Genomic DNA, 18,896 nt, shown 5'->3' with positions numbered 1-18,896 from the left:
TCACCAACCTTGTTCCCGCACAGAAAGACAGGTATAATCAGGTTCAAATCTCATCATTTTTTTGGGGAAGGGCGGTCTCAATTGAAAAGACTCCTTGTCATCATACTTCCAGTCATGATGCTGCTTCCTGCCTGTGCTTCGAGACAGGTCAGGCCCCCTTCTCTGCTGGAAACGGCCGCTTACCAGCGCACCGGTCTGGAGGTCACCCTCCTGCCGGTTCTGGATTCGAGAAAGTATCCGGGCGATGATGAGTTTCCTGACCTGGAGAACCGGGCCACCATCATCATTCCGGCCGAGGAAATAACTGCTCCGGGTAAAAAGATCTTTTTACGCCAGAGCCTTTTTTCTGCCATCAGGACTTACACCGGGCCGCTGCCAGAACAGTCGGGCTTCAAGTGGTCAGCCTTTCCTCTGCGCGGACTGGACACGGACCTGGCTTTGGGTCTGGAGATAAAAAGGCTGGATATAAAGAAAACGGCCAGGAGTTCTTTTATGGCGCCACGCGCCTTGCTGGACGCGGCTTTCCTTCCGTTTTCCGCCTTGGGCACCCTTATCAGCCACGGCCATTTCGATCTCGGCGGCTGGCTGATCCCTGCCGGTGAGATCAGCTACACCCTTGAGATTGAGCTTAACATCCTCAGTCTCAAAGGCGGCGGCCTCATTTTCAGCAAAACTTATGAGGTCGAGGAGAAAGAATCCGCCGTGTCTGATCGCGACCTCTATAAGGGCTTCTCCCGATCTCACCAAGACGGCCAAAGCCTTGGGCGTGCTGCTTTACCTCGGCTGACAGAAAGAATTTTTTTTCAAATTTGCCAGGACCCGGAGCTGGGGTACCTGCCGAAGTACGTCAAGCTGGCCTGGCTGGATCGTGTCTTCAGTGAAGTGCGGATTAAGCCGGAGGTGAAGGCCGGGCTGCTCATGGACCTGAATACGGAAATCGTTCTTCCCAGCCTGACTGGAGCGGAAATTAAGGCCATAGCTTCTTCCTCCCCCCTTCTGAAGAAAATTGAAAAGGCTTACCATGCAGAGCATGAGGCCTATCTGCCTCCGGTTCATGTGACTCAGTTACAGAAAATGCGTTCCCTTGGGGCTTATGATGTGGACCCGGCCTGGCTGGAATCAGAAGCGGCTCGTGTCAAACTCCTCGATCAGGCCTGTTGGATCCTTCTGGCTCTATCTGGTGAACTAAACCTCAAAAAAATGGACGCGGCCTTGAGCGAGGCGGAAACCACTCTCATGGAGCACACCATGGCCCTCCTGGGCCGCCTGGGGCAGAATTATACCGCAAATCAAATCCTTCGGTTTCGCCTGCATTCGCCTGAAACGGCAATAAATGAAAAAAAAGGCATCGTTCTCCTTCTCTCCCGGGCCTTAGAAACATTGGACAATGAGGAATTCATCAACCAGGAAATAGATACCTTGGTAAAAAACCTGAAACACGGTTCTTCGGAAGAAAAACTGGAAGCTGCCACTCTCCTGATCGCGCTTCAAGGTTCAAAGGCCATGAAAGAGAGGGCCATAAGTCAGGACTTGTTTTTCAAGGCCCTGTCCACTGACGATACCTGGGCCGCTTCCATAATCCTGCATGAACTCGAGCAAGGGAATCTGGGGCCTGAAATAGTTCGCCTGGCCGGAGCCCTGAACCTGACCAAGGCTCTCCCCATTCTGCTGACCGCCTTTAAAACTTCAGTTAAAGAATCCAGGCTTCCGCCTCACAAGCTTTCACCGGAAAAACTGGAGAGGATTCCCCTTCATCCGGTGCCGCAAAAAAAAGTGAGTGAAAAAACCGGCCCGGATCCAATCCTGGTCGTCCGGGCTCTCGGGAATTTCAGACAGGAACCGCAAGTTCCGGCGGCCTTTCGCGCCTTTCTGGCTCGGATGTTGTCCGAAAATAAACTGGGTTCGGGCCAGGCCGACCTGGTGGCCGAAGTGATCCGATCGCTTGGCCGTCTCGGAGACCAGGCTTCAGAAGAAGCGATCTTTGAGCTCTGGTCGCGTAAGTGGCCGCAGCCCAGAGAGGCCCACTTCATCCGGCGCGCCGCCCTGGAAGCCTTGACCAGGCTTAATGGAAAAGGCATGTGGAGCCGGATTCTTGAAACAGTTCAACACAAAATTAATGATCTTACCGGGAATCAGGCCATGTTCCGGGAGGCGGCTGACTTTTTCGGCCAGGCCAAATACGCCGGGGCCGTGCCTCTACTGATAGAAATTATCAACCATCCGGACGCTTCTGACCTGATGCTCAAAACCTGTTTTCAGGCCTTGAGTCGAATCGCCAGCCCCGAGGCCGAAGCCCGTTTGACCCATATTGCCTTCGGATCGGTTTGGCATCTATCCCAGGGCGCGGCCAGTGCCTTGGAGGGACTGACGTTGGAGCGAGCCCTGTGGGAGGGACTGAAAGGAATAGAATGACTGACAGACATGAGTTGCAGATTTGCTATATCGAAGCCCGTGATCTGCCCGATGCCTGGTTTCAGTGTGTGTATGCCATTCTGGATAAGGGTTACGAGTACACTATTGACCGTGGAAGTTATACCGGCCAGAAAAGGCTGGAGTTTGATTATGTTACAGTCAGGATCAAATACCCGAGCACCAGGCCCCTGCTGCCGGATATTCCACCGGCTCTGGGCATCCCTAATCCTGTGGCCGACGGCTATCTGGAGGAGTACCTTCCCTATCTCATGACTTCAGTTAAGAGTCCGGGTGAGGAATACACCTATGGCGAATATCTCGAACCCCAGATCGAAAAGGTCATCCGCATGTATCGTGAAGATGGCCATGAGACCAACCAGGCCTACATGGCCGTGGGGGGGCCAGAGATGATCACCTCGACTGACCCACCCTGCTTGCGTGGCGTTGATACCCGTATCCGTTATGGCAAGCTCCATTTCATGGTCTACTTCCGCTCCTGGGATTTATGGAACGGCTTTCCAGCCAACCTGGGGGGACTTCAACTCCTCAAGGAGTACATGGCCGGTGAGATTGGTGTGACAGACGGCGAAATAATCGCCTCTTCCAAGGGCCTTCACCTTTACGATTACGTCTGGGAACTGGCTAAACTCAGGACAGGCCGTGACTGAAGCCATGATCATGAAGGATCTGAAAGAGATGAATCTTGAGGGGCTGGAAAAATTTACCGCCGCCCTGGGTGAAAAGCCCTTTCGAGCCCGTCAGATCAGGAAATGGCTTTTCAACGTCGGAGTTCATGACTTTGAGGCCATGACCGATCTATCCAGGGATTTACGTGCCCGGATCAGTAAAACGGCCCGCATCAGCCGCGCCAGGTGTTTAAAAATAGAGCAATCTGAGGATGGCGTCCGAAAATTTCTGTGGGAACTGGACGACGGGGCCAGGGTAGAGAGTGTCCTTATTCCGGAGCGGGATTATTTGACCCTTTGCCTGTCCACCCAGGTTGGCTGCGCCATGGGCTGCCGTTTTTGCCACACTGCCATGCTGGGGCTCAGGCGTAATCTGACCCAGGCGGAGATCGTCAACCAGATTCTCGGCGTACGGGAGAGCCTTCCGAATAATAAGAAATTGAAAAATATCGTCTTTATGGGTATGGGCGAGCCGCTGGCCAATCGCGAGAATGTCGTCCGGGCCATCAAGGTTATGACTGAACCCGGTCTGATGAACCTTTTTAAAAGGCGTGTGAGCCTTTCTACGGTCGGTCTTGTCCCGGAGCTGAAACGCCTGGCTAGTGAAGTGACCGTGAGTCTGACCGTTTCTCTTAACGCTGCTGATGATAAGACCCGCGATTTTCTTATGCCCGTGAATCGGCGTTATCCTCTGGATGAACTTCACCAGGCGCTGGCAGCCTTCCCCCTTCCTTCACGACGCATGATTACCATCGCTTATGTTTTGCTTTCAGGAGTGAATGACTCGGAGCAGCACGCCCGGCAGCTAACCAGGTTTATGAGCGGACTTCGATGCAAGGTGAACCTCATTCCTTTTAATCCATATCCGGGCGCTGAATTTGAAGCCCCGCCTGAGGACAGGATCATGGCTTTCCAGAAGGCTCTGATCGCAAAGCACTACATCGCGATTATCCGCCGGAGCAAGGGGCAGGATATCTCCGCCGCCTGCGGGCAGCTGGTCGGGTCTTGAAATTAAAGAAAAAACTCCTGGCGATTATTCATCTTGACAATTCACCGTCACTTAGGATTAATTCAATACTTGAACCTGGTACTTCACTGGAGGATCAATAATTGGCAGGGGAAGAAAAAGAAGCAATAAAGCCTGACTTTGAAAAAAGCGGAGGCCTCATCCCGACCATTGCTCAGGACGCCGCAACCGGGGAGGTCCTGATGGTGGCGTACATGAATAAAGAAGCACTGAAAAAGACGATCGAGACCGGGGAGGTTCATTACTGGAGCAGATCTCGCCGGGAATTATGGCACAAGGGCGCAACTTCCGGCCACGTTCAAATATTGAAGGAACTCCGCCTCGACTGCGACGGCGACGCCATTCTGGTCAAGGTTGACCAGATCGGAGGCGCTGCCTGCCATACCGGATATCGCAGCTGTTTCCATTATCGCTGGTCAGGTCGAGTCTTTCAGAAGGAAGGCCAGCCAATATTCGACCCTCAGGAGGTTTACGGCAAGTGAGCGACAAAGTACTCAAGCTGGGAATTCCCAAAGGCAGCCTGGAAAAGGCAACCATAGCTCTGTTTGCAAAATCCGGCTGGAAGATCAAGATCAACAGCCGTAATTATTTCCCGGAGATTGATGACGATGAGATCGTCTGCACCATCTGCCGAGCCCAGGAGATGTCTCAATATGTTGAACAGGGAACGCTGGACGCGGGGCTGACCGGCCTGGACTGGATCCTGGAAAACGACAGCAAGGTCAAGGTCGTCACCGATCTGGTTTACTCCAAGTCGAGCGACCGGCCGGCCCGATGGGTTCTGGCCGTGCCTTCCGATTCGGACATCAAGGAGCTCAAGGACCTGGAAGGCAAAAAAATTGCAACCGAACTGGTCAATTTCACAGAGCGTTACTTCAAGGAGCGAAACATCCATGTGAAGGTCCAATTCTCGTGGGGCGCTACTGAGGCCAAGGTCGTTTCCGGGTTGGCTGATGCGGTGGTTGAGGTAACTGAAACAGGCAGCACCCTTCGCGCTCACGGCCTGAACGTCATCCACGAGCTCCTGGAAACCAACACCCAGCTCATCATGAATCTGCAAGCCTGGGAGGATGACTGGAAGAAGAATAAAGTTCAGGAGATGGCTACCTTGCTGAAAGGGGCGCTCAGGGCGGAAAGGCTCGTCGGCCTGAAGATGAACGTTCAACAGAAGAACATCGAAAAAGTCGTTGAAATTTTACCGAGCCTTACCGCGCCCACGGTGGCCCATCTTCATCAAACCGACTGGTTATCTGTAGAGTCAATCGTATCTCAAGCCAAGGTCCGGGAACTCATCCCCGAGTTGATCAAACGGGGAGCAGAAGGTATCATTGAATACTCGCTCAACAAGGTAATTTAATCAGGCCATGATTGTAAAAAGAATCATTATTGCGTTGACGCTGGTCTTATTCTGTTCCGGCTGTGCCTCTTCCCCTGAACTCACAGGCGAAGGCGCGCCAATTAAAAAGAACCCGGCCAAGGCCAGAGCCCACCTTAGTCTGGGAGCCGCGCATTTGAGGAGAGGACTCACGACGCCGGCCCTCAAGGAACTGCTCATGGCCGAAAAATATAATCCTAAAAACGCGGATGTTCAGAACCACCTGGGTCTGGCTTTTATGGCCAAGAAGCGATACCCGGCGGCGGTGGCCCACCTTGAACAGGCTCTGGCCCTTAGAAAAGATTTTTCTGACGCTCACAATAACCTGGGAACGGTCTATCTGGCCATGAGGCGGTATCCTGAAGCCCTGGCTGAATTCAACCAGGCATTGTCTGACATTTTGTATGCCACCCCGCACTTTGCTCACAATAACATCGGCCTGGTTTACTTTGAACAGAGCCTTTACGGCCAGGCCGTAGCTGCTTTCAAGAAGTCTATTGAAACTGCCCCGAGTTACAGTATCGCGCACAACAACCTCGGCCGAGCCTATATGGTTATGGGGAATTATCAAGAGGCTGCCAAGGCCTTTGAAAAGGCGACCGAGTATGCGCCGAATTATGCTATCGCCTACTTTAAGATGGCTGAGGCTTACCTGGAGATGGGTCAGCGCAAAAAGGCCCGGCAAGCCTTGAGCCAGGTCATCAAAATCGCCCCAAATACCACCCTGAGCGAATCAGCCCAACAGAGGCTGAATGAGCTTCCTGATTAGCTTTAATTATGGACACGATCACCTGCCGAGCCAGAGACATTCCGCCCTTTATCGTTATGGATGTCATGGAGAAGGCCCAGGAGATGGAACGGGCCGGGATCAACATTATCCATCTCGAAATAGGTGAACCCGACTTTGACACCCCGGAGTGCATCCTGGAGGCAGGCCGTAAGGCCATGACTGAAGGCAAAACTCACTACACGCACAGCCTGGGCCTCCTAGAACTAAGAGAGGCCGTGGCTGAACATTATTTTAACCGATACGGTGTCAATGTCTCCGCAGATAACATTATCATTACCTCTGGCACCTCACCGGCCATGTTCATGCTCTTTGCCACGCTACTTGAGGCAGACGATGAAGTTATCATTTCCGACCCGCACTATGCCTGTTATCCCAATTTTGTCCGCTTCTTTGGCAGCAAGCCTGTCTTCGTCAGGGTGGACGAAGAGGACGGCTTTCAATACCGGCCCGACACCATTAAGGAACGGCTCTCTCCCAAAACCAGGGCCGTCTTTATTAACTCACCGGCCAACCCGACCGGGCAGCTGCTTTCTCCGAACCGGATACGCAAAATCGCCGAGATGTCCCCCTTGGTCGTATCCGATGAAATCTACCACGGTCTGGTCTATGGCCAGGAACAGGAGCATTCCATCCTCGAATTCACGGACCACGCCGTGGTCCTTAACGGCTTTTCCAAACTCTACGCCATGACCGGCTGGCGTCTGGGATATATTATAGCTCCAGCGGAATTCATTCGCCCCATGCAGAAGATCCAGCAAAACTTCTTTATTTCAGCGAGCGCCATTTCCCAATGGGCCGGTCTGGCCGCCCTGAAAGAAGCCGGGCCGGACGTAGATCGCATGCGGACTATTTATGATGAAAGACGCTGCTTCCTCATTCAGGGTCTCCGCGACCTGGGATTTAAAATCAAAGTCGAACCAACCGGGGCTTTTTATATCCTGGTCAACGCCCGTCACCTGAACCCTGACTCCTATGCCTTGGCCTTTGATATTCTGGAGAGAGCCCATGTGGGCGTTTGCCCGGGCATTGATTTCGGGACCAATGCTGAAGGATATCTCCGCTTCTCATATGCTAATTCCATTGAGAACATCGCTGAAGGACTTCACCGACTGGGGGAATACCTCGAGGGTCGCCCTTGTGCAGACAATCTTTAAAGCCATGCCGCCTTCTTATCCCATCCGCGAGGCCAGGTTCCTCATCAGCGCCGTGAGGCCGGGTCAGTTTCCAGCTCCAGGCCAGCCTGAAGCAGCCTTTGCCGGCCGATCAAATGTGGGTAAGTCATCCCTGATTAACAGCCTTCTAGCTCGGAAAAGTCTGGCCCGAACCAGCCGCACCCCGGGTCGAACTCAGACCGTCAACTTTTTCGATATAAACAATGAAATATATTTCGTGGACCTGCCCGGCTATGGCTTTGCGCGGGTTCCGAGGACCGTCCAGGCCAGCTGGCGGCCCATGGTGGAAGGATACCTCCTTTCTGACCGGGATTTAAGAACCCTTGTCTTGATCCTGGACATCCGCCGGGAACCGCAGGTCGAAGAGCACAATCTTTTAGCCTGGCTAAAGGATCGTGGTGTGCCGCCGCTGGTGGTGTTGACCAAAGCGGACAAGCTCAGCCGTGGCAAAAGACCGGCTCGAGCCGCGGCAGTTCAACGCGAGCTGAACCTGACAAACCTACCGCTGATTTTTTCCGCCAAAACCGGTGAAGGTAAAGAGGAAATATGGAGCCAACTACTTGAACTCTTCGGATTCGGCTAAGGCCATTTTGGGATGGATGAGGCTATGGATGAGGCTTAAGAGTGGCCCCGGTCCCATGAAATGTCTGATCAGCGACAAGAGAAAGTAAATTAAATGTCTACCAGAAATAGCACCAAACCTCGCCCTTGGGTCAGTACCCGCTCACGGATCGTATCTGAAAACCCCATCTTTACCTTGAAAACAGAGACGTTCACCTCACCCGTAACCGGCCGGGAACACGACTTTTACCTGCTCGAGGCCGGAGACTGGGTCAATATCATTCCCCTGACTAAAGACAGGCAAATTCTTCTGGTCCGACAATTCAGACATGGGACCAGGATGATGTCCCTCGAGATACCGGGCGGCATGGTTGACCCGGGGGAGACGCCCGCAGAAGCCGGCGCCAGAGAATTAATCGAAGAGACGGGTTACCAAGGTTCAGCCATCATTCCTTTAGGGCGAGTCGAACCTAATCCGGCCTTATTTGACAACTATTGCTACACCTTTCTCGCTCAAGACGTCATTCCGGCGGCTCCGGGCGCTCCAACCAAGCTGGATGGAACTGAGGACCTCGAACTGGTTAAGGTCAACCTGGATCAGATTCCCAGGATGATCGCCCAGGGTGATATTACCCACGCCCTGGTTATTGCCGCCTTTTATCACTACTTCATGACCTATGCCTCAACCCACTAAATCCTGCGCACCGCGTCCTCGGGTGGGCTAGCTGAATCGAGGTTTACGAAATTTCCTCTTGACTTGATCCCATGAATTTGCTAGCCGTTCTGTAAGAAAAGAATAGTATTTCAATGAAAAGGAGCAAGCGTCAGAGATGAATCTATGGCGTTCAAACGAGGAAATTCAGGCCCTGCTAGATGAGGTCTCAGAAGAACTCAAGATGACCACCAGTTACGTTGATCCGCAGGGGACAATACTACTGAATGGAGGCACTCATAATCCTCTCTGCGCATTGATCAGGGACAAGGAGGACTCCCTCAAATTCATCTGTTCCCTGACGAGCCAGAGGATGCTCAAGGAGGTGGAAAAAACGAAAGAATCTCTCATTGATTTTTGTGAGCTTGGTCTTTTAAGGTTCGTGGTGCCTATTTTTGCAGACGAGGGGCTGGTTGGGGCTTTCACAGGCTGCGGGACCGGGCACCCGGAAGAATCAATAGACAGCTTTTATGTAGCTAAGCAACTCGGCATCGAGGAGGACAAGGCCGAGGGATTGATTGAAACAGTTCAGGGCGCTGATCTGGATAAAGTCAAGCAGGCCGTCGTAAAAATCGAGGCGTGGATTGATGAAAAATCTTGACCCCTCGTAGCGATCTAGGCCAGTTTGCTTCCTTTGAGCTATTAATGAGGACAATAACCACCCTTTCGTTTCCCTTCAAACCAAATCCGGTTGACCATTCAGGAGGTTTCCCATGGCTTCCCGCACGCAAACAAACCTGAGCAGTTTGATTATTGACAAGGCCAAATCATCCGGAGCCTCTTTAGCCGGGTTAACAAGCATCGCCTCCTTGCTGAAGTCACCTTACTACCAGACGCGGGGTGAGGCTAACTGGCCTGAGGAAGCGAAATCGGTTCTCGTACTGGCCCTGCTGCATGAGGAGGCTCGTCCGGAACTTGACTGGTGGGACGGGGAAAAAGGAGGGACTAGAGGCAACCGCAGCCTGCAAAGCACCATGGAAATTCTGCAACCGTGGTTGAGTGAAAAGTTCAAAATAAAGGCTTCTTCTCTGCCTTATCATATCGAAAAGGGCGGTATGCCTCTTAAGGATGCCGCGGTGCTCGCGGGTCTGGGAGTCATCGGCCGGAATAACCTGCTCATCACCCCTGAGTTTGGTACCCGCGTTCGCTTGAGAGCCATGTTACTGGACGCGGAATTGACCCCCGCCGGGCCGCTGGATTTTACGCCGTGCGCTGCCTGCGATATGCCTTGCAGGCAGGCTTGTCCTCAGAAAGCCTTTGCTCCCGGTTCATACAGCCGGGCCCTCTGTCAGATACAGATGACCGAAAATGAAGCCAATAAGTCGGCTCCTCCAAAAACGATGCAAAATGATTCACCGGGCGAAATCGTCAAATATTGCAGGGCCTGCGAACTGGCTTGTCCAATACCCTAATCATCAGAGGCAAGGGCTTCCTCATGAAGTATCTTTCCAGGCGCGCTTAACAGGCATTGCGCCAGAATTCATGGCCATGGCCAAGAGGAGCAGATATAGATCAAGATGGCGCCTCAGCCTGCGGGAGGCTTGAAAATGGCGAGATTATCACTGGGGTTGGATTTTAGCACGCAGAGCTTGACAGCCAAGCTGTTGGATATTGACGCCAGGGAAGAGGTTTTTTCTCATACCTTGGATTACATAAAGGATGAAAGATTGAGAGGACTTGGTATCAGGAATGACTTTATTGTTCCGCCCAGGGTTCCAGGTGAAGCAGATCAGCCGCCTGAATTATTCTTTAAATCGCTTGACCTGATGCTTTCCGACTTGAAGGCAGAAGGACCAAGAATCTCTGATATCCTTGTCATTAATAACTCCAGCCAGCAGCACGGTCATGTTTACCTGAACCGCAATGCGCCGGATATTTTTTCGAGTCTAAATAAAGAAGCTCCTGACGAGATCAAAGATCTCACTTCCCTGATGACCGGGGCATTAGCCTATGGAACGGCCCCTATTTGGAGGACTTCCAACACCGTTGACCAGGCGAATTTTGTCAGGGATTTCCTAGGCGGGCAGGAAAGGATGATCCTCCTGTCAGGCTCGAACGCACCCTTGAGGTTCACCGGTGCGGTGGTCAGGAGAGTGGGAGAAGAATTTCCCGGGGCCTACCGAGCCACCTATAAAGTTCAATTGATTAGTTCTTTAATCACCGCGCTTTTCACTGGCAACTCAGATGTTCCCATAGATTTTGGAAACGCCAGCGGCATGTCGCTCATGAACTACAGGAGAAAAGTCTGGTCCAGGGATTTGGTCAAGGCGACCGCTTATGGCCTCCCTGGGGGAGGAAAGGCGCTCAAGGCAAAACTGCCCGGCCTGGTGGCTCCTGAAGGCATGGTCGGAACAATTGCAAGGTATTTCGTGAAAAAATACGGCCTAAACCCTAACTGCCAGATAGCGGCGGGATCGGGCGACAATCCGCAGACAAAGGTCTTAGTCAAAGGGAATTTACTGAGCCTGGGCACAAGCCTGGTCAACATGGTGGCCACGGACGGGAAAACCCTGGATATGAACGGTTTTGCCAACGCCATGTACGATGGCGTCGCTAGACCTTTTATGTTTGGATGCAGAACCAACGGCGCCATGGTCTGGGACAGAATTCGAGCTGATTATGGAATGAAAAAAGAGGTATATAAACCTGCGGAAGAAGTCTTGCGAAAATCGGCTCCTGGCAGTTATCTCTTTTTTTGGCAGCCGGAAAACGAATCTTTCCCCTGTTCAAGCCAGCTTGGACAAACCAGGATTGATTACCAAGAACCCGGCTTCAAAGCTGATTACAGCGGCATTATTGACTCCTCCTTGACCGCCGTTTATTTCCATTCGAAAAATTTCACCAGAGAAACCGGGGAGCCTTTATATGTTTCGGGCGGGGCCGCTGGCAGCCGTGAAATAATGAGAAGAGCGGCAGCCATATGGAACAGACCGGCCGTGCCGGTGGAAAAAGGCGGGGCAGCACTGGGTGCGGCCGTTGCCGGGGCCTATGCCTTTTTTCAATGCAGACAGGAGCCGGTGGACATCGAATCGCTCACCAGCGAAATACTAAAGAAAAAAAAACCGGTTAACCCCCGGCCGGAAGATGTTGCCGCATATCACGGTCCTGATGGATATATAAAACGATTCAGAGAAGCGGAAGAAAAACGAATTACATCATTATGATTCTCAGCCTTGAGGCGGCAGCGCGGCCACAAACTGCTCAGGCTGACAACAGCAGGCCGCCTCATTCTTTTCAGCCTGATACCTGCACCCCGTTTTCATCATTTAATTTTTTCACTTGTAAAACACGTTCATGTGCTGTATGTTTTCTCTGTGCAGATGACAGGCTCTGGTTTTTTTTACTGTCTTAACAGTCTAATTTTATTGTAATAACAATGAGTTATCATAATGAAAGAGATGTGTCTTTTTAAATCAGGAAGCACATAGAGATGGAGGAGTTTGTTTTTTATCTGATATCTTGATTTTCTTTCCATATCACCAAAAGATCCTGAAAAATAACTTTGGGGGTGACAGGGTCAGATGGCCTTTTACCTATTACATATTCGGTCCTCAAATCTTGTTTATCGCATCTCGATGATCGTGCCTTTGATGTCCGATCCTAAGCTTATAAGAAAAAGGAGGTGATGGTTTTATTCGGTTCATAGGAGGTCAAGTAGCACATTAAAGATATGTCTTGAAAGAAGGGGGAATTAATTATGAAAAGAGTTGTTATATTTGCGCTCATGTTTGTATTTTGCATCACCAGTGCTTCGGTAACTCTGGGTCAAGAAATCAAGGTCGGGACTCTTTTGGCCATTACAGGTCCCTTGAAGGAGTATGGCCCCAATATTGGGAACGGAGCCATTTTAGCCGCGAAACAGTTAACCGCGGCTGGTTTAAAGATCAAGCTTATCCACGAGGACAGTGAGACCTCGGCTATTCCCGCGACTAACGCCGCCAGAAAGCTGGTGGAAATTAATAAGGTCGTGGCTATCATCGGGGCCCTGTCCAGTGGTGTGACGATGCCTGTGGCCTCGTCTGTAATCTGCCCCAAGGGTGTCATCATGATCTCACCCGCGTCCACATCACCCTTGCTCACCGTGCTGCCCGCGGACCAGGGAAAAGATTTCCTGTTTCGAACCTGCCCCTCTGATTCCCTGCAGGGAGTCGTCTCCGGCAAGGTGGCGGCTGGCCGGTACAAAACCATATCCGTTCTGTACGTGAACAATCCTTACGGGCAGGGACTGGCAGAATGGTTTAAAAAGGCCTATGAAAAGAATGGAGGCAAGGTCCTGGCCATGGTGCCTCATGATGAAAAAGCGGCTGAATCATACACCGCGGAGTTAAAAAAGGCTCTGGCCGGAAAGCCTGGGGCGCTGGCGGCCTTTAGTTACCCCGAGCACGCCAAGATTTATCTTAAGGAGGCCATCGAGTTTTTCAATTACAAGAACTTCTACTTCTGCGATGGCACGAAATCAGAGGTGATCATCAAGGCTCTCGGGCCCAAGAACGTGGAGGGTTTGATAGGCACGGCGCCAGGCACTGTTGGCGGTAAAGCTCTTGATGCCTTTAACACCGCTTTTAAGAAGGAATTTGGCAGACTACCGCCTTTGCCTTTCATCACTAATGCCTACGATGGCATGAGCACTATCGGTCTGGCGGCTTATGCGGCCAAGGTCAAGGGCCTGCCCTTAACCTCGAAAAACATCCGGGATCAGATGCGTATGGTCGCTAACCCGCCTGGAGAGATTATCCTGCCCGGTGAATTCAAAAAGGCCTTCAGCTTACTGAAACAAGGCAAGGCCATCAATTACGAAGGCGCGGCTGGAGCCGTTGATTTCGATAAGAACGGTGATGTGGTTACGCCTATTGAAGTCTGGAAGTTTTCGGGAGGCCAAATTGTAAGCGTTCGCATGGAATAATAAGGTGAATAATTAAATATCTTGGGTAACAAAAAGGGGGCTTTTTATAAAAGGCCCCCTTCATCGTTCCATTCATGCCTCTCCATCAATCCAGCATTTTGGAAACCTTTTTTTCTTCTCCCAAAAGGCCCTGTGGCCTGCGGATCAGGATAATTTCCAGGAGAATTCCGATCAAAAGAAACCGGAAATAGGGCCCCCTGGCCTTGAGGGCGAAAGGAAGGAAATCGGTGAGGAACTTGGTTCCGATCCAGATTCCCCACACGACGTAAGCGCCCAGAATAGCGCCCTTATTATTGCCGCTTCCTCCGGCCATGAGCATAACCCAGATGATAAAGGTGCCGTACAGAGGAGTAAAAACGTCTGGAGAAATACTCATGGTGTAATGGGCATAGAGCGCCCCGCCAATGCCCATGACCATGGACCCGAAAATAAAGGACTGCATCTTGAAGTTATAGATACTCTTTCCGCTCATGGATGCGGAGATTTCGTCCTCACGAATCGCCCTCAGGACACGCCCCCAGGGAGATCGGATGGCGCGTTCTATGGCCAGGTAAACAAGAACCATTACGATTATCACGATAACAAGGTAGATGTAGTTGTAGTATCTAGGGTCCACCAGTCCTGCCAGGGGCTGCGGCAGCCCCATCAATCCTCGCGGCCCATTGGCCAGCCAGTGCTCGTTGTTGAAGATCAGCCGAAAGGTTTCAGCGATACCAATCGTGGCGATAGCGAGATAATCTTCTCGCAGCTTTAGTGTAGACACACCGATAAGAAAGGCCACCAGGCCGCAAACCAGGGCCGCTCCTGCCAGTCCCATTACAAACGGGAGGTCCAAGCCAAAGATCTGCTTAACATAATGGGCGTATATCCCGGTGGGCTTGGGTGTGGTTAGAAGGGCCGAGGTGTAGGCTCCGATGCAGAAAAATCCGGCGATACCGATGTTAAACAGGCCGGTGTATCCCCACTGGATGTTTAAGCCCAGGGAAAAAATGGCGTAAATGCCGGCCATAATGGCAAAAGAGATTAAATAAGCGACGATCCCGCCGATTTCCATTACTTCCGGCTCCCTCCGAATATGCCTTGAGGTCGAATCAATAGGATGACTATCATGATAATGAAGGCCACGGCTGGCTTGTAGGTCGGAAGGAGAAAAGCCGTGGAGACCTGCTGCATGACACCGATAACCAGTCCCCCCACTAAGGCGCCGTATATGTTGCCGATGGTGCCCAGTATGGCAGCTGCGAAAAGAGGCAGGATGAAGTTCCACCCCATCCCGGGATGGACCTGAACGTCAATTCCGTAGAGAATGCCTCCGGCGGCGGCCAAGGCTCCACCGATTCCCCAGGTCCAAATGATGATCCTTTCGGTGTCAATACCGGAAACTCGAGCCAGTTCCATGTTGTCGGACGTGGCCCGCATGGCCTTACCCATTTTGGTTTTTTGTAAAAACAGGTGCAGCACGGTTACCAGCAGGACAACCACACCCAGAATAAGGATTTGATCCGGCCTGATCTTTATTCCGCCAGGCAAAAGCAGAGCCGGACGCATGAGGCCGGGTTTATAAAACCGGAAATCTGCCCCCCAGATGATGATCACGGTCATGCGAATGATGAAAGACGCGCCCAAGGCGGACATAGCCAGCATCACGGCCCCACTCGCTTTACGGCGAAGCTTTTGAAACAGAACACGGTCCATAAGAATGGCCAAGGCAGCAATCACGATCATGGCAAATGGAAAGGCCAGAGTCGTGCGCCATCCAAAGGAGAGCGACCCAAAGCTACTGTCAGGCACTCCTAGCCACAAAAAAGGACCGGTGACCAGAAAGAGCGTCACATAGGCCCCGGCAGTCATGAGCTCTCCATGAGCAAAGTTGGCGAACCCTAAGATACCATAAATCAAAGTAAGACCTATGGCCCCCAGGGCGATGATGCTGCCCAACACAATCCCATAGACAATTAACTCCAGCATCCTCAACCACCTAAATAGAGACGCCCCACCTCATCGTTGGCCAAAAGGGCTTCGCCCGTATCATCAAGAACGTTTTTTCCCATGGCGAGCACATAAGCATGATGAGCCATCTTCAGAGCCTGCTTGGCGTTTTGCTCCACGATGATGATAGCGATTCCCTTCTTGGCATTAATCTCTTTTATCATCTCAAAGATATTGGATACGAACAGGGGCGCCAGGCCGGCTGATGGTTCATCGAGCAGAAGGATCTCGGGGTCGAGCATAAGGGCCCTGCCCATGGCTACCATCTGACGCTGCCCCCCAGAAAGCTGGGCTACTTTATACTTCCTCCGTTCCTTTAGGATCGGAAAAAGGGCGTAGATCTCTTCGAACTTGTGAGCAAAATTGTCTGTCCTGATAAAGGCTCCCATCTCTAAATTTTCCCGGATGGTTAAGGAGGGGAAGACGTTTTCCACCTGAGGCACATAGCTTATGCTTTTTCTGACAATTTTTTCCGGCTTTTGACCGGTTATGTCTTCACCCTTGAACGATACCTTGCCCGCCCTGGGCTTCAGGAGGCCGAAGATGGTCTTTAAAAGGGTAGATTTCCCCGCCCCGTTAGGCCCGATGACTGATACGATGCCTCCGGCTTTTATGGAAAAATTCACCTGGTGCAGGACGTCAACTTCGCTGTACCCTGCTGTTACGCCTTCAACCTCAAGGAGGTTCATCTATACTGTCCGCCCAAATAAGCTTCCAGGACCACCGGATCATTCCTGATCTGCTCCGGGGCTCCCTCAGCGATTTTTCTGCCTTCACTCATGACAACAATCGGATTGCAGAGGTTCATGACCAGGTTCATATCGTGCTCGATCAAGAAGAAAGTGATCCCGTTTTGCTCAGATAGCTTCCTGATATTATCAACAAGTTTCTTCATCAAGGTCGGGTTCACGCCTGCGCCGGGTTCGTCCAGCAGGACCATCTCGGGGTCCGCCATGAGCGTTCTTGCGAGCTCCAGCAGTTTTTTTTGCCCCCCTGAAAGTGAGCCGGCGTATTCATCCTTCAGATCTATCAACTCCACGAATTCCAAAACTTCAAGGGCCTTTTCCTGGATGGCCTTCTCCTGTTTCCTGACCGTCTTTGCCCTGAACCATGTATTCCAGACCCTTTCCCCAAGCTGCTGACCCGGAATGAGCATGAGGTTCTCCGTTACGGTCATTTGGGCGAACTCCCTGGGGATTTGAAACGTGCGGTAAAGTTTTTTATGAAAGACCTTGTGTGAAGGAAGATCGTCAATGCGTTCCTTCATAAAATAAATCTCTCCACTGTCAGGTTTATGAAAGCCGGTCATCAGGTTGAAGAGGGTTGTCTTGCCCGCGCCGTTTGGCCCTATCAAGCCAGTTATTGACCCCTTCTCGACCACAAGGGAACAGTCGTAAACCACCTGAAACCCGCCAAAGCTCTTCATCAGGTTTTTCACTTCAAGCATGGCTGCCTCCAGGCAAGAGACAGATTGTAAAGTTCGCACTAAGATAAAATATCATGGTCAAAGTTCCTGCTTTGAAAAATAAGGTTTGCACCCAACCGTTATGGATATTAACAAAAATCCAGGCAGAAGCCAAACCCAAACTTGATTTCCGGATAAGCTTGGTCCCTTTTTGGTGAAAATAATAATCTCATTAATACTCGCATATTAAGGACGCGGCTGACACGCCCGGCCTGACCTTGCACGGGCCACCTCGCTCCGGGAGAGAGTCATGAAAATTTTAAGCCGCTTCCTCGCCTGCACTGATCTCTTTGAAGGTGAATTGCTGGACATAAAGGTAAATGATCCCAATCATAACGACGGGCAAGAATTGGAAGGTATGGGCCACAATGGCGTAGCTTTCGGCTGTGGCGCCCGCAGCCCCAAGAGCGCTCAAGGCCATGATGCAGGCCAGCTCAAAAGTACCGACAAAGGCTGGACCAGCCGGAATCATAACGCCAAGGGCGATGGTTCCGACCACGAAAAGGCTTCCGGAAAACCCAACCTGGAGACCCAGATTCGTACCCTCGGAAGAAAGAAAACCGAACATCATCACCCAGTAGTAAACAGCATGAACCCCCCAGATTAGTAGTGAATAAAAAGAGACAATCATGAAAAGCCTGAAACTGCTGACAGTGGTGAGACCAGTGGTAAAGGAATCTATTATTTCCACCACCCTGTCTTTAACCTGCGGCAGCGGGGTAAGAAGACTCTCAGCCAGACGAATGATAAGAGAGCGCTTGAAACTGATCAGCAGCACCAGAGCCAGGATTAAAGCAAAGAGAGCCACACCCAGATAGGAAAAGGCCCTGACCCAGCTCATAACCTCCGGCCTCAGCGGGAGAGGCAGGAAAAATAATGAAGTCAGCAGTATTATAAGTAAGGTAAAGCCATCGAAGAGCCGCTCGATAACAACAGTGGCAAAGACCGCACTCTTGGACAAGCCTTCGCGACGGCCAAGAACATAAGCCCGTGCCAAATCGCCCAGCCTGAATGGCAGCAGGTTTAAAAACATAAATCCGATCATGGTCGCGCCGAACACGGAGCTGACCTTGAGCCGACCCCCTGTTTTTAAAAGCAGGTAACGCCACCTGAGCGCCCTGAACAGGTAAGACAGAATCAGGACCGGCAGGCCGATTAGAAGAAGCCGGTAGTCAACCTCCTTTACCTGACTCACAATCTGTCCCAGATCGCTCTTTCTGAAGGCTAGATAAAGAAAAAAGGCACTGACGCCAAACCCGATTAAGGCCTGTTTCTTACTCACTGTTTCTCCTCGGCTGATCCTGAAAAATCGTAATCCTTTGAAGACAGGGCTTGAATGATTAATCTGTCTGCCGGGAGAAAATCGTACTGCTCCAGATCAGCCACTCCGGCCCAGATATAAGTTTCGCCGGGCGTGCATAAAGGCTCGCCGAACTTTATCTGGCAAATGAAGGTATGCAGGGTGAATGAAATCTCGTCATCTTCATGATCCACACCCATGAAGTACCGGAGCACGTTTATGTCAAGACCCAGTTCCTCCTTGATTTCCCTCACCACACAATTCTCAGGAGTTTCTCCAGGTTCAAGCTTTCCGCCCGGGAACTCCCATCGAGTGCCAGCGCGACATGAAGTGATCAGAATCTTGTCCTGATTAAAAATCAAGGCGGCGCTGACCTGAAGGCGCTCTTTTTCACAAGGCCGTGGGCCTTGATTCCTTTTCATTTATTTATTTCTCCTTGTATCGGGTGAGTTCAAACCATTGACGAACCCGGCCCTTTTTTACAGCTCACCTTTATCCATGAAG

At 51.5% G+C, this 18,896-nt stretch carries 19 protein-coding genes; 13 read left to right on the top strand and 6 right to left on the bottom strand.

Features of this window, described 5'->3' with window-relative positions; translation table 11 throughout:
• Window positions 1–81: 81 nt before the first annotated feature.
• From JRI95_01440 to JRI95_01380, 13 genes are all read left to right on the top strand, one after another.
• Window positions 82–2,412: a hypothetical protein gene (locus JRI95_01440; GenBank protein MBW2060206.1), complete on the top strand. Its 2,331-nt coding sequence runs from the start codon at window positions 82–84 to the stop codon at window positions 2,410–2,412.
• A 14-nt stretch (window positions 2,413–2,426) separates the two neighbouring features.
• Complete coding sequence (locus JRI95_01435; GenBank protein MBW2060205.1) at window positions 2,427–3,080, top strand: thymidylate synthase; 654 nt, start codon at window positions 2,427–2,429, stop codon at window positions 3,078–3,080.
• 4 nt (window positions 3,081–3,084) lie between these two features.
• Window positions 3,085–4,107, top strand: coding sequence for a 23S rRNA (adenine(2503)-C(2))-methyltransferase RlmN (rlmN, locus tag JRI95_01430; GenBank protein ID MBW2060204.1), 1,023 nt, complete (start codon window positions 3,085–3,087; stop codon window positions 4,105–4,107).
• Window positions 4,108–4,232: 125 nt separating this feature from the next.
• Window positions 4,233–4,607, top strand: a complete 375-nt coding sequence (hisI, locus tag JRI95_01425; GenBank protein ID MBW2060203.1) for a phosphoribosyl-AMP cyclohydrolase — start codon at window positions 4,233–4,235, stop codon at window positions 4,605–4,607.
• Window positions 4,604–5,482, top strand: coding sequence for an ATP phosphoribosyltransferase (locus tag JRI95_01420; protein MBW2060202.1), 879 nt, complete (start codon window positions 4,604–4,606; stop codon window positions 5,480–5,482). The genes hisI and JRI95_01420 overlap by 4 nt, the downstream gene beginning before the upstream one ends.
• 7 nt (window positions 5,483–5,489) lie before the next feature.
• Window positions 5,490–6,269: a tetratricopeptide repeat protein gene (locus tag JRI95_01415; protein MBW2060201.1), complete on the top strand. Its 780-nt coding sequence runs from the start codon at window positions 5,490–5,492 to the stop codon at window positions 6,267–6,269.
• Window positions 6,270–6,277: 8 nt separating this feature from the next.
• The gene (locus JRI95_01410; protein ID MBW2060200.1) at window positions 6,278–7,444 is read left to right on the top strand and encodes a pyridoxal phosphate-dependent aminotransferase; all 1,167 of its coding nucleotides are present in this window, start codon (window positions 6,278–6,280) and stop codon (window positions 7,442–7,444) included.
• Between the two features lie 4 nt (window positions 7,445–7,448).
• Entirely contained in the window at window positions 7,449–8,045 is a 597-nt protein-coding gene (locus JRI95_01405) for a YihA family ribosome biogenesis GTP-binding protein (GenBank protein ID MBW2060199.1), read from the top strand.
• A 93-nt stretch (window positions 8,046–8,138) separates the two neighbouring features.
• Window positions 8,139–8,717: an NUDIX hydrolase gene (locus JRI95_01400; protein ID MBW2060198.1), complete on the top strand. Its 579-nt coding sequence runs from the start codon at window positions 8,139–8,141 to the stop codon at window positions 8,715–8,717.
• A 136-nt stretch (window positions 8,718–8,853) separates the two neighbouring features.
• Complete coding sequence (locus JRI95_01395) at window positions 8,854–9,336, top strand: PocR ligand-binding domain-containing protein (protein MBW2060197.1); 483 nt, start codon at window positions 8,854–8,856, stop codon at window positions 9,334–9,336.
• Window positions 9,337–9,448: 112 nt separating this feature from the next.
• Window positions 9,449–10,147: an epoxyqueuosine reductase gene (locus tag JRI95_01390; protein ID MBW2060196.1), complete on the top strand. Its 699-nt coding sequence runs from the start codon at window positions 9,449–9,451 to the stop codon at window positions 10,145–10,147.
• 135 nt (window positions 10,148–10,282) lie between these two features.
• Window positions 10,283–11,899: a xylulose kinase gene (locus JRI95_01385; GenBank protein MBW2060195.1), complete on the top strand. Its 1,617-nt coding sequence runs from the start codon at window positions 10,283–10,285 to the stop codon at window positions 11,897–11,899.
• 533 nt (window positions 11,900–12,432) lie between these two features.
• Window positions 12,433–13,638, top strand: coding sequence for an ABC transporter substrate-binding protein (locus JRI95_01380; protein ID MBW2060194.1), 1,206 nt, complete (start codon window positions 12,433–12,435; stop codon window positions 13,636–13,638).
• Between the two features lie 85 nt (window positions 13,639–13,723).
• On the opposite strand, the gene JRI95_01375 is transcribed toward JRI95_01380, so the two are convergent.
• From JRI95_01375 to JRI95_01350, 6 genes are all read right to left on the bottom strand, one after another.
• Complete coding sequence (locus JRI95_01375) at window positions 13,724–14,692, bottom strand: branched-chain amino acid ABC transporter permease (protein MBW2060193.1); 969 nt, start codon at window positions 14,690–14,692, stop codon at window positions 13,724–13,726.
• Window positions 14,692–15,606 carry a branched-chain amino acid ABC transporter permease gene (locus JRI95_01370; protein ID MBW2060192.1) on the bottom strand — a complete coding sequence of 305 codons (915 nt, stop codon included), beginning with the start codon at window positions 15,604–15,606 and terminating at the stop codon, window positions 14,692–14,694. Before JRI95_01370 ends, JRI95_01375 begins: the two co-directional genes overlap by 1 nt.
• 2 nt (window positions 15,607–15,608) lie before the next feature.
• Window positions 15,609–16,316: an ABC transporter ATP-binding protein gene (locus JRI95_01365; GenBank protein ID MBW2060191.1), complete on the bottom strand. Its 708-nt coding sequence runs from the start codon at window positions 16,314–16,316 to the stop codon at window positions 15,609–15,611.
• Window positions 16,313–17,074, bottom strand: a complete 762-nt coding sequence (locus JRI95_01360) for an ABC transporter ATP-binding protein (protein ID MBW2060190.1) — start codon at window positions 17,072–17,074, stop codon at window positions 16,313–16,315. The genes JRI95_01365 and JRI95_01360 overlap by 4 nt, the downstream gene beginning before the upstream one ends.
• A 277-nt stretch (window positions 17,075–17,351) precedes the next feature.
• Window positions 17,352–18,374 (bottom strand): flippase-like domain-containing protein, encoded by a 1,023-nt coding sequence (locus JRI95_01355; GenBank protein MBW2060189.1) that lies wholly within the window; start codon window positions 18,372–18,374, stop codon window positions 17,352–17,354.
• Complete coding sequence (locus tag JRI95_01350) at window positions 18,371–18,814, bottom strand: (deoxy)nucleoside triphosphate pyrophosphohydrolase (GenBank protein MBW2060188.1); 444 nt, start codon at window positions 18,812–18,814, stop codon at window positions 18,371–18,373. Before JRI95_01350 ends, JRI95_01355 begins: the two co-directional genes overlap by 4 nt.
• Between the last annotated feature and the right edge of the window lie 82 nt (window positions 18,815–18,896).

This window comes from Deltaproteobacteria bacterium, assembly GCA_019308995.1.
Classification (GTDB): Bacteria; Desulfobacterota; Desulfarculia; order Adiutricales; family JAFDHD01; genus JAFDHD01.
The sequence above is the reverse complement of the archived record's forward strand: the minus strand, read 5'-3'. Positions and strand labels throughout refer to the sequence as shown.

Coding starts and splice junctions, on each gene's coding strand:
- rlmN (MBW2060204.1), top strand. CDS start 3,085: ATGATCATGAAGGATCTGAAAGAGATGAATCTTGAGGGGCTGGAAAAA.
- JRI95_01415 (MBW2060201.1), top strand. CDS start 5,490: ATGATTGTAAAAAGAATCATTATTGCGTTGACGCTGGTCTTATTCTGT.
- JRI95_01410 (MBW2060200.1), top strand. CDS start 6,278: ATGGACACGATCACCTGCCGAGCCAGAGACATTCCGCCCTTTATCGTT.
- JRI95_01405 (MBW2060199.1), top strand. CDS start 7,449: ATGCCGCCTTCTTATCCCATCCGCGAGGCCAGGTTCCTCATCAGCGCC.
- JRI95_01400 (MBW2060198.1), top strand. CDS start 8,139: ATGTCTACCAGAAATAGCACCAAACCTCGCCCTTGGGTCAGTACCCGC.
- JRI95_01395 (MBW2060197.1), top strand. CDS start 8,854: ATGAATCTATGGCGTTCAAACGAGGAAATTCAGGCCCTGCTAGATGAG.
- JRI95_01390 (MBW2060196.1), top strand. CDS start 9,449: ATGGCTTCCCGCACGCAAACAAACCTGAGCAGTTTGATTATTGACAAG.
- JRI95_01385 (MBW2060195.1), top strand. CDS start 10,283: ATGGCGAGATTATCACTGGGGTTGGATTTTAGCACGCAGAGCTTGACA.
- JRI95_01380 (MBW2060194.1), top strand. CDS start 12,433: ATGAAAAGAGTTGTTATATTTGCGCTCATGTTTGTATTTTGCATCACC.
- JRI95_01375 (MBW2060193.1), bottom strand. CDS start 14,692: ATGGAAATCGGCGGGATCGTCGCTTATTTAATCTCTTTTGCCATTATG.
- JRI95_01370 (MBW2060192.1), bottom strand. CDS start 15,606: ATGCTGGAGTTAATTGTCTATGGGATTGTGTTGGGCAGCATCATCGCC.
- JRI95_01365 (MBW2060191.1), bottom strand. CDS start 16,316: ATGAACCTCCTTGAGGTTGAAGGCGTAACAGCAGGGTACAGCGAAGTT.
- JRI95_01360 (MBW2060190.1), bottom strand. CDS start 17,074: ATGCTTGAAGTGAAAAACCTGATGAAGAGCTTTGGCGGGTTTCAGGTG.
- JRI95_01350 (MBW2060188.1), bottom strand. CDS start 18,814: ATGAAAAGGAATCAAGGCCCACGGCCTTGTGAAAAAGAGCGCCTTCAG.